The organism is Psychrobacter sp. LFX-11D, assembly GCF_904846475.1.
Lineage (GTDB): Bacteria > Pseudomonadota > Gammaproteobacteria > Pseudomonadales > Moraxellaceae > Psychrobacter > Psychrobacter cryohalolentis.
In genome coordinates this window covers 239,366-256,149 of record NZ_CAJHAV010000001.1, presented here as the reverse complement: position 1 = coordinate 256,149, position 16,784 = coordinate 239,366, and the positions used below count along the sequence as shown (strand labels likewise).

The window sequence follows — 16,784 nt, the reverse complement described above, 5'->3', positions numbered from 1 at the left end:
AGCAAAACTAAACTGTGTTAAAAGGCTTCATTTGAGTCTTAGTAATATAGACAGTAACCTAACAACTGACTAATAAAAATAGCAGCTCTTCATAAAAAGCGCTGCTATTATATAAAAACCCAAATTCTAAAAAAACTAACCCCGAACATTCACCACATAACGCCCGACCGTCTTACTCGCCATAAAGCGATCTAAATATTCAGGCGTTTGCTCAAGCGTAATCTCTTCGCAATAATTCTCTAAATTAGGCAACTTCATATCGGTTGCGACACGCTTCCAGATAGCCTTTTTATCTGCTAGTGGAATATAAACCGAATCGATACCCAATAATGACACCGCGCGGGTGATAAAAGGTATCACTGACATTGAAAACTCAGCGCCGCTTGCTAAACCACAACTGGTCACTGCACCGCCAGCTTTGGTTTGCTTAAGTAGGTTCGCCAAATAATCACCGCCAATCGTATCAATAGCGTTTGCCCACAGCTCGCGACCGGCAGGTTTATCTCCGACCTCGTTAATGGTATCGCGATGACGGACTTCACTTGCACCAAGCCCTTTTAGATATTCGCTCTGCTCAGGTTTGCCAGAGAAGGCGATGATGTCATAGCCTAGCTGACTTAAAATCGCGATACTGATACTACCGACGCCGCCCGTTGCACCCGTGACCGCGACTGGACCATCTTCAGGTTTTGCCCCCATTTTCTCTAGCTTTTGGATACTCAATGCAGCCGTTAAGCCGCCAGTACCATATATCATCGCTTCTTTTATCGTCAATGAAGACGGGCATTCGACCGCCCAATCGGCAGGTATAGAGATCATTTGACTGAGACCACCATCGGTATCCATGCCCAAATCATAACCAAAGACGACGACTTCTTGCCCTGCGGTAAACGTGCCAGACTTATCACTGACCACCACGCCTGCCGCATCAATACCAGGGGTATGCGGATAGTTTTTGGTGATTCTTTTATTACCTGATGCCGACATGGCATCTTTGAAGTTTAGTGATGAGTAATGTACTTCGATTAATAAATCGTTTTCAGGTAAGTCACTGACGCTGCGTTCTTGAATGCTCTTGCTAAAAGTGCCATCAGCATGTTCTTCGACGACCAAAGCTTTAAACGTTGTTTGTTTAGACATAAGGCTATTCCTAATTGGATTTTTTATGTAGATATCCATTTGTGAGTAGAGAAAAATGCTCGAAACCTTAAGATATAAAATGAATCTTAAGGTTTTAACAGTACCTTACCGTTTTTTTCTGACTGCATTTTCCCGTCAACTGCTTTTAAGATATCAGCCAAATCAAAGGTCGCTTCAACGGGCAGTTTTAAATTGCCATTGTTAGCACGCTCGATCAGCTCATCAACCAAGCGTTGCTTATTCTCAACGCTCATTTCTTGACTGATTTTACTGCCCCAAAAGCCTTTAATCGTCGCTTGTTTAAAAATAATGTGGGTTGGATTTAGCACCATTGGTTTGCCTGACATGATGCCAAACGAGGCCAATGTGCCACCATGACCCAGTAATGCCAGCAGATCATTACTAGACTCACCACCGATAGAATCAACCGCAGCACTGATTTTTTCATCACCAAGGATGGCTTTTACTTGATCTTTCCAGTCGTCATCTGAGGTGTTGATATTATGCTTGATACCCAGTGCTTCTAATTCCTTGATAGCATCGCCACTTCTCACGACATTAATGGTGTTAATACCACGCGCAGCGGCTAGCATGGCGAGCGATTTGCCGACCGCGCCATTGGCAGCATTATGGATAACCCACTGACCGCTTTTTAGTTCTAAGAACTCAATCAGCATCAGCGCGCTCAGTGGCATTGCAATCAATTGGGCTGCCATTTCGTCATCTAAGCTGTCGGGCATCGGGAATACCATATCTTCCACAGCGACGAAATACTCTGCCCACGTCGCTTGTACACTGGCGGCTGCGACACGCTGACCGACTTTTAGATTCTTAACATCGCTGCCTACTGCATCGATGATACCGACCGCTTCACTACCACCGATGGCAGGCATTTCAGGTTTAAAACCATATTGACCGCGAATGGTTAGTAGGTCATGGTTGTGGATAGAGGCGAGTATCGTTTTGACTCGGACTTCATTGGTTTTAGGCTCTGGAGTAGGGCGGTCGCCGATGCTGAGTACTTCAGTGGGTTTGCCAAAATGATCATAAGTTGCGCTACGCATGATAAATCCTTTTTTTAGTTTTTAGATATTTGTCTAAGAAGTGAATTGATTTGATTTGCAACCATCAACAGTAACAACTCTGCTTACCAGTTATCAGTACTTGTTTGGTTAAGGAACGTTGTTATGTACTTATTATCGTATGACTTAGTAAAACTCAATCCGACTAAGCACGTGCTCTTGTACCAGATACGCACAGATATAGGCGCTCGGCCACGCAAAGACAAAGGCCAGCACCCACGAGTGCATTAATTCCATAAAGAAGCCATCGACGAACCCTACTTTAACCAGTAATAAAGCGGATGAGATAATAAGTGACATCATCAGCGCCATCAGACCAGTAAAGATAAGACGGTAGTACTTACGCCGTGCGCGTATTCTGATAATAGGGAAGTTTGCCATAATGTTGAATTTTCCTACAGGATAATAGTGAGGCTCAATGAACGATGATGAATAGCATTATGAGGCGTCGTTATTGACTATCATAGCGTATGCTAGTGAGTGGATAAAATCGTTGTTATTAATAGTGACGTTCGTTACATTTTAATGATCGTTATTTCTTTTCTAATAATGAGAATGTTCTAAATATTGGCAAATTAAAGCTGAACTTTTGCTACGATAAGTAAGATTGAAATACATATAAAGAGTAATAGTATGACCGTTCAAAAGCAGCGAACCTTAGGTATCATCGGCGGAATGAGTTGGGAAAGTACCCAAAGCTATTATCGGCTGATTAATGAAGGTATCAAGGCTAAGCTTGGCAACTTACATTCAGCAGACTTATTGATTCATAGTGTCGACTTTGCGCCAATTGGCGAGTTACAAGCCCAAGGCAAGTGGGAAGAGTTGGGTAATATCATGGTAAACAGTGGTAAGCGCTTACAAGCGGCTGGTGCCCAAGGTTTATTAATTGCGACCAATACCATGCATAAAGTAGCAGAGCAGGTACAAGCGGCGACGAATTTGCCACTGATACATATTGCTGATGCGACCGCAGACGCGATTAAGCAGCAAGGTTTAACCAAGATTGCTTTACTCGGTACACAATTCACCATGACTGAGGACTTTTATAAACAGCGTCTGATTGATGCCAGCTTGCAAGTGCTGATACCAAATACCGATGCGCGTGTCGAAGTCCATCGCATCATCTATGATGAGCTGTGCCAAGGACAATTGCTTGCCAGCTCACGGCAATATTATACGCAAGTGATTAATGAGTTAGCGGCACAAGGCGCTGAGGGCGCGATATTAGGCTGTACCGAGATTGGACTGTTAATTAGCCAAGCAGATAGTCCAATCCCCGTGTTTGATACCACCGCTATTCATGCAGCCGCAGCAGTACAGTTTTTATTAGGTAATGAAAATTTTAGTTAAAGGTAAACCAGTTTCGGTATTTGCAGTAATAGGCAAGTATGATGAATAATGTACTCGCCCATGCTAATGAGTAAAAGCCGCTCGACTAGGCGTTATGCATAGATATATGCATAACGCCATTATCGTTTATTCTTTTTTATCACACGGAGTCTATGAAGATGAAGTCTTCTATGAAGTCGTCGATGCAACCTTGTGATACGGCGCAAAGGTGACAGCTTCCATACAGTCGTCGGTACAAGATCTCGAAACGACGCACTGGTGCCTGTATGCGCGCGAAACTCCTCGGACCTTTGCGCAGCTTCCTCTGCAGGCAAGTGTTTGCCTTTGCGCCATCCGCCGTACAAATATAGTCCTGCTCCCATCACGGCAGTTGCCACCATGCCTGCTGGAAAGGATAGCCAAAGGGCATCGGTTCCAAGTAGAGGATAAAGCCCGAAAGCAAATCCAAGACGCACTGGATACATCGAAATGACCATGACAATCAGCGGCCAAATCACATAACCGTTTGCACGCATAGTGCCAAACAAAACCTGTGCTATCCCAAAAAAGATAAAACCCCATGTCGCCATTAGCTGAATATGACGCCCAATCGGCACCGCTTCACTGTCACTGCCAAGAAACAAGCCCAGAATGGTCTCATCAAAAATGGTCAGTAGCACAATAATAAAACCGGTCAATGCCAGATTAAAAATCAGTCCCCAGCGTGTGATCCCTGCGATTCTGTGCCATTGATTGGCACCGATGTTCTGTGCAACCATCGCACTGGCCGCAGCACTTAGCGCCATTGCTGGCATCTGCACGTAGGTCCAAAGCTGCTGGGTTGCGCTGTAAGCGGCTGTGGTCTGTACACCTTCGCGATTAATCAGCGATAACATTGTCAATGCTGCCGAAGAGATGACGATCATCTGTAGACCCATCGGTAACCCCTTAGAAAACATCGACTTCAGGATGTCTCGGTCTGCGCGCAAAAAGCGAAGCTCCGGCAACTTAAGCGTCAGCACAGAGCCACGCAGATACATAGTGGCTAACATGCCAATGAGCGCTAGCGTATTTGCGACGGCTGTTGCAAAAGCCGAGCCAAATATGCCCCACTCGGGAAATGGTCCTAGACCCAAAATCAGCGTCGGCGTCAAAATCAGATCAATCACGACCGATATAATGATAAACCAAAGCGGCGTCGTCGAATCGCCCGTCCCGCGCAGTGCCATCATTATCAGCGTAAACGTGAGTGTGACAGGCATCGCAATAAAAATCATGCGCAGATAGGTTAGGGCAAGCTCTACAGCACTTGCCGGCGTGCCAAGCAGCTCAAGCAGCATCGGGGCAAATATCCACCCTACTGCCGACACTATTACGCTTATCGGAATAATGCTGCCCAGCGCCGTGCCCATGGTTTTCTTAACCATAGCGTTATCACGGCTGCCCATTGCCTGACCAATCAAAATAGTAGACGCCATACCGAAACCAAACACGAAGGAGATCAGTATAAACATCAAGATATTGCCGTTCGCTGTGGCTGCTAACGCTTCCTCACCCAAAAATCGACCTACCCAGACAGCATTGATCGAGCCGTTTAATGACTGTAATGCAGATGACCCAAGGGTTGGTAATGCAAATAAGAGCATGGTTTTAGGGATCGAGCCTTGGGTGAGGTCACGCCGTTTACCAATGGAGGTATCTGTTTTACTCAATGTTTATCCTTTTGCGCTATGCAGGGCTGACTAAACAAAAGCGCTTATCATAAACCAGAAAGCGTCTACGGTCTTTATTAGAGCTGTAACCCCTCGGCAAACGCTATTATTATTTGCCTGTCATTTTTTTAGGCGATTGTCGAGCAATTTATAGGGGGAGGGTGGTTATTATAAGTGCTGAAACTTAAAATACTCTTGTGCTAGGATGATGCTTTTTACTTCTTACTTCATTTTTCTAGTTTTCAAAAAGGATATTTCGATGCTATTAAAACGCCTAGGTTTTGCTGCTCTACTAAGTCTTTCAATATTCGGTTGTACCACAGCGCCCAATACCTTGGCGATAAATACCACCCAAAAGATTATTCAGTATGAACGCTCAAAATCAGACCTTACGACTCAGTCATTTACGTTAAGCTCTGGCGATAAAATAGTCTATGCAGAAAACGGTAATGTCGCGGGCGAGCCTTTATTATTGATTCATGGCTTTGGCGGTAATAAAGACAACTTTACTCGTATCGCTCGGCAGTTAGAGAACTATAATCTGATCATTCCTGATTTGCTAGGCTTTGGTGACTCTAGTAAACCGATGGCGGCTGACTATCGCTCGGAGGCGCAAGCGACGCGTTTACACGAGCTACTGCAAGCTAAAGGCTTGGCATCTAACATTCATGTCGGTGGCAACTCAATGGGCGGCGCTATCAGTGTTGCTTATGCTGCGAAGTATCCTAAAGAAGTCAAAAGTCTGTGGCTGATAGATAGTGCGGGCTTTTGGTCAGTGGGTGTGCCGAAATCCTTAGAAAGTGCAACTCTTGAGAACAATCCGCTATTGGTCGATAAGAAGGAAGACTTTTATGCTATGTATGACTTTGTTATGTCTAAGCCGCCTTATATTCCTAAGTCTGTAAAAGCCGTATTCGCGCAAGAGCGTATCGCTAATAAAGCAGTAGAATCCAAAATACTCGCGCAAATAGTTGAAGACAATGTTGAGCAGCGTGCCAAGGTTATCGCTGAATATAATATTCCAACACTAGTCGTTTGGGGTGAGGAGGATAAGGTCATCAAGCCTGAAACAGTGACGCTAATAAAAGAAATCATCCCACAATCACAAGTGATTACGATGCCAAAAATCGGTCATGTACCGATGATAGAAGCGGTGAAAGATACGGCGAATGATTATAAAGCGTTTCGTGAAGGGTTAAAGAACTAGTCATTTACATATGATATTTGAAGGCGTAAATGATCCAACGTTTGATTAGCTATAAGCTGTAGTCAGTCCTAAATAAAAGAAATACAAACATTATAAGGTGCTACTGGTATCAAATTTTGTTGCTTACCGTGCTTACGCAGACAGAGGCTGCGAATAATTAATCCCAGTAGCACTGTATTCTTTTAAAACTGTATCTACTCTATTGTAGGCTGAGTTAAAAATCAGCCTACGTCGATCAAACTAACTCTCTCTTACCAATCGCTCTAGCAGTTCAACCGTGCGCTCTTGTCTAACCAAAGCGACACCTTGTCCTGCCCATAAAGATTGATGTTCGGCATCGCGGTTTTTGGTTGCATGGGCACGCAAAAATTTGGTCATCGCATTTAATTGTGGGTAAGGTGGTAGCTCATGCGCGCTCTCGAATTGAGCAAAATCATGCAAATAATCATTTAATAAACCACGAGCCTGTTTCCCTGAAAATAATCTGGTTAAGCGCGTCTCAGAGCTGCGTCCATCTTGGCTGGCATCGAGTAGCGCTTGCTTATAAATGTCATTAATGCCGCATTTATCTGTGGTCAAAAATGCTGTTCCGATTTGCGCAAGCTCAGCACCAGCCGTTTGAACCGCTTTGATGTCCTGTCCGTTCATAATGCCACCAGCCGCGATTAAAGGAATATCGGTGCAGGCACGCGTTTGACTTATTAGCGTCAATAATCCCAATGGATCGTTTTCACTTTGCGGCAACCAACCACCGCGATGCCCACCCGCTTCGACCCCTTGCACGCATACCGCATCTGCGCCAATATCTGCCCATGCTTTTGCTTCCAATGGATGATTGGCAGTACCGACGACCCGTGTGCCTAGACTCTGCAAACGCTGCACCTGCTCAGCGCTGATAATGCCAAAGGTAAAACTGGCGACAGGAACGGGATTGTCATAGAGCACTTGTAGCTGCTCTGCAAAGCTTAGCGCTGGGTGCTTCGGTAGAGTAAATTCGATATTTTTCTCTTGATAGTAATTATTTAGCCAAGCAGGGACTTCGCTATCTAAAGCACTAGATTCATGCTCTGATAACACCATCAGATTGATCATAAAAGGACGATCGGTGAGCGATTTAATGGTGTTGATTTCACTATTTAAAACGTCTGGCGCCGTCATGCCAGCCCCCAATGACCCTAATCCACCAAACTTACTCACCGTCGCCGCCAGCTCAGGGGTGGTCGCTCCTGCCATCGGTGCTTGAACAATAGGATAGGTCAAATCAAGGGTATTCAGTAAGGTCATGACAGGCTTCCATTTTATTTTATGAGGAGGTTTGCATGACTTACTTTAGCAAAGCTAGATGGCGTGCGTGTTAGATAATGTGTATTTGGTTGCTGAATATAGAAGGTGAGGTTTGACTATAAGACTGTTGCCAATACTTATCATTCAAACTGGGAATAAGGTCAGAAATCTAGAATTTAACGCCAAAAAATAAGTCAGCTCTTAAGTTATCAAAAAGATAATTAAGAAAACTGACCCATTTTTATATACTAATTACCTAGCTTAAACGCTTAATTCAACTGCAAAGAACCTTTTGCATTCATCAGCAGCTCAACCACATCATCGCCACTGATGACCGTGAAGCGCTTATCAATGGCTGATTCTTCTACGCCACCATGTTTCATACACGCGCCGCAAACCAATACTTGACCGCCTTTTTCGATAAAGGCTTCTAGTAATTCGCCAGCAGGTTCAAAGGGATCACCAATATCGACATTATCTAAAGCGTTCGGCAATGCCAAATGCACCGCGTCCACCATCAATATGACTGATGCAGAGTGACCTTTTTTAAGCGCCACACCCGCCATAGTAAAAGCTAAGGTGATCTTGCTTGGGTTTGACTCACTATTATCAAACAGCGTACCGACATAATCCGTATTATTAACCATATTATTTTCCTTTATTAGACTGTTTCTAATTAGATAGTATTCAGTTGAGTATAAAACTCACTACTATCCTAACATTGATTATATTTATTTATATAATGTATTGTTAGCAAATAGTAGTTATAAGGTTAACTGATTGTGAATAGCTGTCTATGAAGAAGTTGATCATAACAAGCGGATTTTGACGAAGCGCTGCGATGCAAATGGTTAAATAAGCAGTCCTTATTTTGAGGTAAGCCTAGCAAAAACCTAAGATTGTGGCGGCCATGGACGATCGGCATCACTGACAATCCATTCTGCCACATAGCCGCTCGGCGGTAGCTGCCAATCCGATTGATCTAAAGCTGCCAGTACTCGTGCCGTCTCGATGACCTTACCGCCTTTGGTGACGCCTGTACGTAGTAGTGCCGACGAGCAAGGCTTGCCCTTTACCCACATCGATTGCTCAATATATATCCAGCGCTCATCGAAGCCGACGATTTTGGTCTTCATGGTGACTTTTTCAAAAGCACGGATGCGTTTGCGATATTGGATGGTACTACCAGCGACGACCAAGCCCCAACGCTGCTTAAGCAGTTGCGTGCCAAGCCCGCTCCGTACTGCAAAGTCGGTACGCCCCATATCATAAAGGGTCAGCACGCGACCATTATTCATCTCTAAGAAATTATCAATATCTGTCAGACGGCAGCGAAAAGTAATCTCACTGGTTTCTTTGAACGTCAAAGTATTGCCTTTTTTCACTTGCAGCGCGGCATGGGCGATGGTGCTGGCGTAACGGATAAATGGATACATAAAGCAGTCTCAAAATACTTAAAGATAAAAATGATGTTTTTTATTTTATAATTTATCTAGTTTTATTAGATGGCAGGCCAATATGATTAAAGTAGGCACTCACGGTTTCAGGTATCCAGTTGATATCAAACTTTGATTTTTTACTTGGAGTTTTTACATTGCTATTGCTTGTACGATAACGCAAATAGCCGATATGACCACCGTGTACCGTATCTAATATGGTAACACTGTCTGAGACATCATTGGGCGTAGCAGTAAAACCAATAAAGGGATCGTCTTTGGCGCTAATAAGTAACAGCGGGTGTGTGACATTCCTTAAGTAAGGTAGGGCAGAGGATGAGTGGTAGTAATCATTATTAGAGCGGTAACCATGCCTAGGCGCAGTGAAGATATTATCAAAATCGCTAATGCGTTTTACCGCTTTGATAGAAGCAATCTTGTCTGCAGTAATTTCATTTGCCAAGGCTTTTTTGATAATCGGGTTGAGCAAATAAGGGGTATAGATACGATGACTCAAAAAGCTATGCATCGTAATAGCAGCCGACGACATATCAACTGGCGCAGATATTACCGCAGCGCCGTCGCATAGCGCCTCATCACCATATTCACCCATATACTTTGCCAAGGCATTACCGCCAAGTGACACGCCAACCCCATAAATATGGGCGTAATTCTCGTGTAAGTTCTCTAACATATGATGCACCTCGCCCGTGTCACCAGCGTTATAGAACACTTTGCCATTAGCGGGAATACCACCACAACTGCGAAAGTGAGCGACGACAAAATGCCAGCCTTGCGCGTGCATTTGATACGCTAACGCACGCGCATAATGGCTATCACTGCTGCCTTCCATCCCATGAAATAGTACGATTAATGGTGTTTGTTCAAGTTTGCCATTTTCTGAATCTTGGACAGGATGAGCATCATAAAAGTCATAAGCGATATCAGTTTCGCCAAGTGAATCTTGTTTAATCACGCGTCGGTAATTCGGTGTTTTTGGCGCAAAAAACTTCGGTAAAATACTTTGCAAGTGCGGATTGGTGAGCCAAAACGGCGGTTTAAAAGGGGCAGGTGCGAATGGTTTTGTCGACTTAGAGGTTGGCATATTTCAGTCTTATTTTATGTTTGTTAAAAAATCGTCTTTGAAAATCAGTGCCTTATCATATCCAAGGTCGTCGTCAAAACCAATGGTTTTCAGTGAACGCATGATTACTCATTTAATTCTTATGACTTATCTAATACGCGTCCATCCATCGCAAGACGTTCTTTTAAGTGCTCGATATTTGCCTCAGCGAGCGTCACAGTCAAGGTAACCTGCTTATTATAGGCGACATTTTCGATGCTGCCGTCAAGACTCTCGACGACATAGCGGCACTGGGCTTCGGTGGCGAATTCTGCCAGTATTTGTACCATGATCATAGGAACATAAGAGCTTAGTATCATCTCATCGACTGCTGCTTGCGCTGAGCCTGCATAAGCACGGGTCAAACCGCCAGCACCGAGCTTGATACCACCAAAATAACGGACAACGATAATAATGACGTTGCCGATAGATTTATGTTGCAAGACGTTTAATATCGGTCGTCCTGCGGTGCCATTGGGCTCGCCATCATCGTCAAAGCCTGCGCTGGTGGTGTTATTGGGATCGCCAATAATATAAGCCCAACAGTGATGACGGGCATCAGCATATTGCTCACGTAGTTGTTCCACATGAAACATTGCCTGCTCACGCGAGGTCACTGGATAAGCATAGGTAATAAAGGCAGATTTTTTGATTTCTAAGCGTGCAGTGACGGCACGTTTTAGCGTTTGATAGCTCATATTTCATCAGGCTTAGGTTGGATATGGTAAACTTGTCTAACTTTCACTGTTGTCCGTATTTGGCGCAGTGTAAATTTCATTTTTCATTATAGTACCACTTCTGACCATTGAAGATAGCCAACAACAGACGTGCACGTGCATGCATCGTTGGTCTTTGATTGAGAGTGAGTATCCCAAAACGGATGGTAGGCAAATCGTATGCGTCTAGATAAATTTCTGAGTAAAGCCACTGAGCTGTCGCGTAAAGAATCCAAAAAAATTCTGCACGCTGGTGAAGTCACAGTAAACGAGCAAGTCATTAAAGATCCCGGTGTACATGTCGATATTGTTAATGACGATGTACAGTGGGCAGGCGAGCCATTGTCGGTCGCCACTGGCAATCGCTATATCTTACTTCATAAACCAGAAGGCTTTGAATGTACCTTAAAGGCTAAAGAATACCCAATCGTCACTGACCTTATTGCGGTGCCAGAGCTTGGCAGTTTACGTATTGCTGGGCGTCTTGATGTTGATACGACTGGCGCATTACTCATCAGTGATGATGGCGGCTGGCTACATCGCGTAACTAGCCCAAAGCACGAGCACGCCAAAGTCTACGAGTTGACGTTAGCAGATGCTATGGATAGTAACGCTCAAGCCAATGCTATTAAAGAAGTGGCTGAAGGCATCCTTTTAGAAGGTGATCACGAAGAAACCAAGCCTGCGACCCTCGAGTTCATCGATGAAACTCATGCGCGTTTAACCTTAGAGCAAGGTAAATACCATCAAGTAAAACGTATGATGGGCTATTTCGGCAATAGAGTGGTTGAGCTACATCGTGCTAGTGTCGGTCATATTACTTTAGACGGGTTAGAAAAAGGCGACAGTCGCTTCTTAACACCAGAAGAAGTAGCAAAATTTTAGAGTTATAGCCTATTAGGTTATAAAATTATGTTTTAGAAAAATTACTTCAAAATCAGCAGCCACTCAATAGTGTGCTGCTTTTTGCATTCTGCTACTCAGCTATTTCTGTCAATTAGCATTAGTGGCTGCCTGTGTTGCCTATCTCTTAAAGCTCAGTAGCAGTTTTGCAAAATTAAGTCTTTAATACTTTGAAAAAACCCTCCTTGTGCTACAGTCAGCCTATCTTTTTTAATCTATATTTTTACATAATGTTATTTACTGCTCTTTTATTAAATAAGCATTAGTGAATAACGATCATTATTAAAAACCAGATAGGACGGTCTCTGTGAAACTCCCTGTATTAAAATCCGCAAGTTTGATTGGCGTTATGTTGTTAGCAACCACTGCTTGCGCGCAGCCGAACACTGCCGATATGACCAATAAAACAGTCAGCCAAAAGGTTAACCACAGTGCCCAAGTTGGTCAGAATACGAAAGCTATTGGTACAGTCAGTAAATCTGTTGATAGCCGTTTGCGCCAATTGCTGACTCAAGCAGGTATCAAAACGCAGATAACCTCGATTGTACCCTCTAAATTACCCAATATGTATCAAGTCAATTTGGCTGAGCAATTGCCACTACATATTACTGAAGATGGTAAATATGTCATTCAAGGCGAGCTGCAAAAGAATCCAAGCAAGCGGGTAGTGACCAAAACGCTAGCGCGTAGCACCAGCGCGCAAATAGGTAAGCCTGTCAGTGCCAGTATCAAATCTGACATATTGGCAAATATGGGCGCGCTTAAGAACATGAGTAACAAAACACCGTTCTTTTACACTGCAGTACCGGGTGTGATTTGGGGTGCGACTTTAGAGGGCGTACCGTTCTTGTTATCAGATGACGCCCAGTACATCACCGATGGTGAGATATCAGTCATCGAAAATGGTCAGTTTACTGGGCTTGATAACCGCTTTGAAAAGCTTAAAAATCAATCTGTCCTAACTACATTGGATACTAAGCAGCTAATTACCTATCCTGCCACCAGTGCTGAAAAAGCGGTAATTTACGTAGCAACGGATGTCAATTGCCCTTATTGCCGCAGATTACATAAGCAGATGCCGATGCTTAATGCCAAAGGCGTGACGATAAAAACCATTGGTTATCCGATTTATGAAGCATCGCCTGAGCAAATGCGCGGTATCTGGTGCCAAGGTAATGAGGAAAGTCGTCGTAAAGCGCTTGATCAGGCGATGCTACATGGCAAGATGACACCAGCGCCTGCACCTTGCAAAACTGATGATGTGGCAGGCAATCGTGAAAAAGCGGCAGGTTTAGCCGTCATGGCAACTCCTGCTATTTATCGTGAAGATGGTGTACTGTTTCAAGCGAGCTTTGAGAGTCCTGAGTTTTTAGAATTCTTGGGAGTAAAATAAGTTGTTGATATTTCTATAATAGTTATGATGGATATCATATTGAATAAGAAATAAAAACCCGCCCTATGAATATAGCTCATAGGGCGGGTTTTTATTCATATAACAGTTGATGGTAGTAAGTCTATTGCGGCAAGACGATATCGACGATTTTCCAGCTAATTAAACCCTCACGCTGCATCTCTATAGTCAAAGGATAGCCTTTTACCTGACCACTGATGGTAAAGCAATTGATGCCGCAGTAACTTAATTGGGGTTTGTCACTGTCAGTCCCTTGGGCTGCCTGCTGTTCAAGCTCATCAGCCTGCTTTTCCATGATTTTCTGCATCTGATTTTTGACCACAGCATTAACATCACCGCGATGAATAATCAGATTTTGAATGAGATTTTTTAAATCTACTTTATTGCTAGCGATTGCCCACGCTGCCGCCAGCTCTTTAGTGGCAGTGTTGGCTTGACCTTGGGTATTGATGACTTTTTCGATATTTTGCGGTGTGATGGCACCAGCGACTGCTTGCATAATAAAACCATTAGCTGCCTCTTTTAGTGGCTCGCCGCCAAGCTCAGCGACCAATGGGTATTTTGTCATGGTCACGGCAAATTGCTCAGTGAGCTGGTTTTGCATACTTGGGCGTACTTGCTCATAGTCGATAGCTGCCGCGATAGTCGCACCATCTTTGGCATCATAAGCCTTTTTAAGCTGATAAGCGCTGTAATAAGGCGAGCCTGCATAAATAGTAACGGCAATGACAATCAATAAAATAATCAGCTTTTTCATAAAATCGATACCTTGATACAAGCGTAATGGCGATGAGTATAAATAGGACTTTAAAGAGTAATGTTCGAGTACAGTTGGCTTAAAATAAAAGAGCATTACCTTTAGTGGCATTCATGCTTTAAACGGACTCGACTACCGCTATCTATATGGCGATAAATACTAGCATGGCTGAGCATTATGTAGGTATAAAAACCTTTGTTCATTGCTTAATGAATTCTTTTTAATATTAACTAAAGAGTCTAATTAACACTTTGTACTTCTGCCAACTTGATAAATGGTGCTGCCATCTCCATAAATAGCGCAAACTTTTAATAATTGATTTGACTAAGCAGCACCCCACTGTATTCGCTGGTAAGATTTATACGATTGTCATCACTGTTCTCTGTCTTCCGCTAGGTTTCATGTGAAACATTTTTTGCGATGATGAGCAGTATTGAACGATAAAGCAACCAAGCGGTGGACTGTGAAGACGATAGGAGAGCCCATGAGTAAGCGCGATTTTTATGAAATACTAGGTGTCAGTAAGACCGCTGATAACAAAGAGATCAAGCGAGCCTACCGCAAGCTTGCCATGAAATACCATCCAGACCGTAACTCTGAAGACCCTGATGCTGAAGAAAAATTTAAAGAAGCATCGATGGCTTATGAAGTATTAAGTAGCGAAGAAAAACGCTCAGCCTATGACCGTATGGGTCATGCTGCTTTTGAAAATGGTATGGGCGGTGGTGGTTTCGGCGGTGGCGGTGGTGGGAACTTCCAAGATATCTTTGGTGATATCTTTGGCAACTTTGGTGATATCTTTGGTCAGTCACGTGGCGGCGGCGGTGGGCGTTCGCGTCGCGGCTCAGACTTACGTTATGTGATTGAGCTGACTTTAGAAGAAGCGGTACGCGGCTGCAAAAAAGAAATCAGCTTTACAGCTCCTGCGCCTTGCGATACTTGTGATGGTAAAGGCGCAAAAAATGCCTCTGATATCGTGACTTGCCAAACTTGTCATGGTCAAGGTCAAGTTCGTATGCAACAAGGCTTCTTTGCCGTTCAACAGGCCTGCCCACATTGTGGCGGTACTGGTAAACAAATTAAAAACCCTTGTTCTGACTGTCATGGTAATGGCGTCAAAGACAAGTCACGCACGCTAGAAGTTTCTATTCCAGCAGGCGTTGATGATGGTGATCGCGTCCGTTTAGCAGGCGAAGGCGAAGCGGGCGGCGCTGGCGTACAAAACGGCGACTTATACGTCGAAGTACGTGTCAAACAGCACAACGTCTTTACCCGTCAAGGTGCAGATTTGTATATGGATGTACCAGTTAGTATCACTGATGCAGCACTTGGTAAAGAAGTTGAAATCCCAACCTTAGATGGCAAAGTGAAAATCAAGGTTGCAGAAGGCACACAAAGTGGTAAATTATTACGTGTCCGTGGTAGAGGTGTGACACCAGTACGTACGACCATGAAAGGTGATTTGATCTGCCGTGTGGTCATCGAAACACCAGTGAATCTGACTCGTGAGCAAAAAGATTTGCTACGTCAATTCCAAGATACACTGGATGGTGATAGTAAGCATCAGCAGTCACCACATAAAAAATCTTTCTTTAAAAAGATTGGCGATTTGTTCGACTAACAGCATTCTGTATTTGAATGGATAACTGATAAAAGCTCGATAGTTTCACGTGAAACTATCGAGCTTTTTATTGGTGCTATAAAAAACCATTCATAAGCTGATATTTGCTAAACTTAGCCTAATAAATTTAAAAACCAGCGTATTAAAAATAAAGTACTTAGGATAATTATATGAGTCAGCCAGAGAATAAAAAAATGATTAATGTCGGTGTCATCGGTGCAGGTGGTCGGATGGGACGTATGCTTATCGAAGCGATACAAGACAATCCACAAACGACATTAATTGCAGCGATTGAGCGTCAAGGCTCAAGTTTGGTTGGAGCCGATGCGGGTGAAGTTGCTGCGGTCGGTCGATTGGATGTAAAAATTGTCGATGATTTACAGCAAGTGATTAATAAGATTGATGTATTGATTGACTTTAGCTTGCCTGCTGCTACTGAACAAAACATGCAAGTCTGTGCTGAGCACAACGTCGGCATGGTTATCGGCACGACAGGATTTAATGAGCAGCAAGAGCAAGTATTGGCAAAAGCGAGTGAGCAAGTGGCTATCGTTTATGCGGGTAACTATTCAACAGGCGTTAATCTGTCATTAAAGTTACTAGGTATGGCTGCCAAAGCTTTTGGCACTGATGCTGATGTAGAGGTCATTGAGGCGCATCATAAGCATAAAATCGATGCGCCATCAGGTACTGCTTACATGATGGCAGAAGCTGTGGCAGAAGCACGTGGACAGAATCTAAAAGACGTCGCTGTCTATGGTCGTGAAGGACAAACTGGTGAGCGCGAAGCAGGTACGATTGGTATTCATGCGATACGTGGCGGTGAAATCATCGGCGATCATACTGTGATGTTTATTGCGGATGGCGAAGTTGTTGAAATTACCCATCGCGCGCGCGCAAGAATGACTTTTGCTGCTGGCGCTGTGCGTGCCGCTACGTGGATTGTTCAGCAGTCGGCTGGACAATATAATATGCAGGATGTCTTAGGTTTAAATGACTAGGCTTTAACGAGTAAGGTTTGAATTATTAAGGTTTTTTTCTCATGGTTTGATAGCTACTG

At 43.8% G+C, this 16,784-nt stretch carries 16 protein-coding genes; 6 read left to right on the top strand and 10 right to left on the bottom strand.

All coding sequences use genetic code 11. The features are described from left to right. Window positions 1-135 precede the first annotated feature (135 nt). From JMX75_RS01145 to JMX75_RS01135, 3 genes are all read right to left on the bottom strand, one after another. On the bottom strand, window positions 136-1,140 hold the full coding sequence (locus JMX75_RS01145) for a YhdH/YhfP family quinone oxidoreductase (RefSeq protein ID WP_201530615.1): 1,005 nt from the start codon (window positions 1,138-1,140) through the stop codon (window positions 136-138). 86 nt (window positions 1,141-1,226) lie between these two features. Further along, entirely contained in the window at window positions 1,227-2,204 is a 978-nt protein-coding gene (locus JMX75_RS01140) for a zinc-binding dehydrogenase (protein ID WP_201530614.1), read from the bottom strand. A gap of 144 nt (window positions 2,205-2,348) precedes the next feature. Continuing rightward, window positions 2,349-2,603: a DUF2798 domain-containing protein gene (locus tag JMX75_RS01135; RefSeq protein WP_011512396.1), complete on the bottom strand. Its 255-nt coding sequence runs from the start codon at window positions 2,601-2,603 to the stop codon at window positions 2,349-2,351. Window positions 2,604-2,855: 252 nt separating this feature from the next. Between JMX75_RS01135 and JMX75_RS01130 the strand changes: the two genes are divergently transcribed. Further along, entirely contained in the window at window positions 2,856-3,575 is a 720-nt protein-coding gene (locus tag JMX75_RS01130; protein ID WP_201530613.1) for an aspartate/glutamate racemase family protein, read from the top strand. A gap of 119 nt (window positions 3,576-3,694) precedes the next feature. On the opposite strand, the gene JMX75_RS01125 is transcribed toward JMX75_RS01130, so the two are convergent. Further along, window positions 3,695-5,266, bottom strand: coding sequence for an MATE family efflux transporter (locus JMX75_RS01125; protein ID WP_201530612.1), 1,572 nt, complete (start codon window positions 5,264-5,266; stop codon window positions 3,695-3,697). A gap of 259 nt (window positions 5,267-5,525) precedes the next feature. On the opposite strand from JMX75_RS01125, the gene JMX75_RS01120 reads away from it, so the two are divergent. Next, window positions 5,526-6,473 (top strand): alpha/beta fold hydrolase, encoded by a 948-nt coding sequence (locus JMX75_RS01120; RefSeq protein WP_201530611.1) that lies wholly within the window; start codon window positions 5,526-5,528, stop codon window positions 6,471-6,473. A gap of 240 nt (window positions 6,474-6,713) precedes the next feature. On the opposite strand, the gene JMX75_RS01115 is transcribed toward JMX75_RS01120, so the two are convergent. The 5 genes from JMX75_RS01115 to JMX75_RS01095 all read right to left on the bottom strand — a co-directional run bounded on the left by JMX75_RS01115 (window position 6,714) and on the right by JMX75_RS01095 (window position 11,014). After that, window positions 6,714-7,757, bottom strand: coding sequence for an NAD(P)H-dependent flavin oxidoreductase (locus JMX75_RS01115; protein ID WP_201530610.1), 1,044 nt, complete (start codon window positions 7,755-7,757; stop codon window positions 6,714-6,716). A gap of 269 nt (window positions 7,758-8,026) precedes the next feature. Further along, the gene (locus JMX75_RS01110; protein WP_011512403.1) at window positions 8,027-8,404 is read right to left on the bottom strand and encodes a DsrE family protein; all 378 of its coding nucleotides are present in this window, start codon (window positions 8,402-8,404) and stop codon (window positions 8,027-8,029) included. A 246-nt stretch (window positions 8,405-8,650) separates the two neighbouring features. Further along, the gene (locus JMX75_RS01105; RefSeq protein WP_020442427.1) at window positions 8,651-9,193 is read right to left on the bottom strand and encodes an acyl-CoA thioesterase; all 543 of its coding nucleotides are present in this window, start codon (window positions 9,191-9,193) and stop codon (window positions 8,651-8,653) included. A gap of 52 nt (window positions 9,194-9,245) precedes the next feature. Continuing rightward, the gene (locus JMX75_RS01100) at window positions 9,246-10,298 is read right to left on the bottom strand and encodes a YheT family hydrolase (RefSeq protein ID WP_133104001.1); all 1,053 of its coding nucleotides are present in this window, start codon (window positions 10,296-10,298) and stop codon (window positions 9,246-9,248) included. 119 nt (window positions 10,299-10,417) lie between these two features. Then, window positions 10,418-11,014: a YigZ family protein gene (locus JMX75_RS01095; RefSeq protein ID WP_201530609.1), complete on the bottom strand. Its 597-nt coding sequence runs from the start codon at window positions 11,012-11,014 to the stop codon at window positions 10,418-10,420. Window positions 11,015-11,212: 198 nt separating this feature from the next. Between JMX75_RS01095 and JMX75_RS01090 the strand changes: the two genes are divergently transcribed. After that, window positions 11,213-11,917, top strand: coding sequence for a pseudouridine synthase (locus JMX75_RS01090; RefSeq protein ID WP_201530608.1), 705 nt, complete (start codon window positions 11,213-11,215; stop codon window positions 11,915-11,917). A gap of 325 nt (window positions 11,918-12,242) precedes the next feature. Continuing rightward, entirely contained in the window at window positions 12,243-13,328 is a 1,086-nt protein-coding gene (locus tag JMX75_RS01085) for a disulfide isomerase DsbC N-terminal domain-containing protein (protein WP_201530607.1), read from the top strand. A gap of 121 nt (window positions 13,329-13,449) precedes the next feature. Here the strand turns inward: JMX75_RS01085 and JMX75_RS01080 are convergent, their stop codons facing one another. After that, window positions 13,450-14,103 carry a DUF2939 domain-containing protein gene (locus JMX75_RS01080; RefSeq protein WP_227672968.1) on the bottom strand — a complete coding sequence of 218 codons (654 nt, stop codon included), beginning with the start codon at window positions 14,101-14,103 and terminating at the stop codon, window positions 13,450-13,452. Window positions 14,104-14,587: 484 nt separating this feature from the next. Here JMX75_RS01080 and dnaJ point away from each other — a divergent pair, with 484 nt between their 5' ends. Together dnaJ and dapB are read left to right on the top strand one after the other, a co-directional pair. Beyond that, window positions 14,588-15,724, top strand: coding sequence for a molecular chaperone DnaJ (gene dnaJ / locus JMX75_RS01075; protein WP_011512410.1), 1,137 nt, complete (start codon window positions 14,588-14,590; stop codon window positions 15,722-15,724). Between the two features lie 170 nt (window positions 15,725-15,894). Next, on the top strand, window positions 15,895-16,725 hold the full coding sequence (gene dapB / locus JMX75_RS01070; RefSeq protein ID WP_201530605.1) for a 4-hydroxy-tetrahydrodipicolinate reductase: 831 nt from the start codon (window positions 15,895-15,897) through the stop codon (window positions 16,723-16,725). Window positions 16,726-16,784 lie beyond the last annotated feature (59 nt).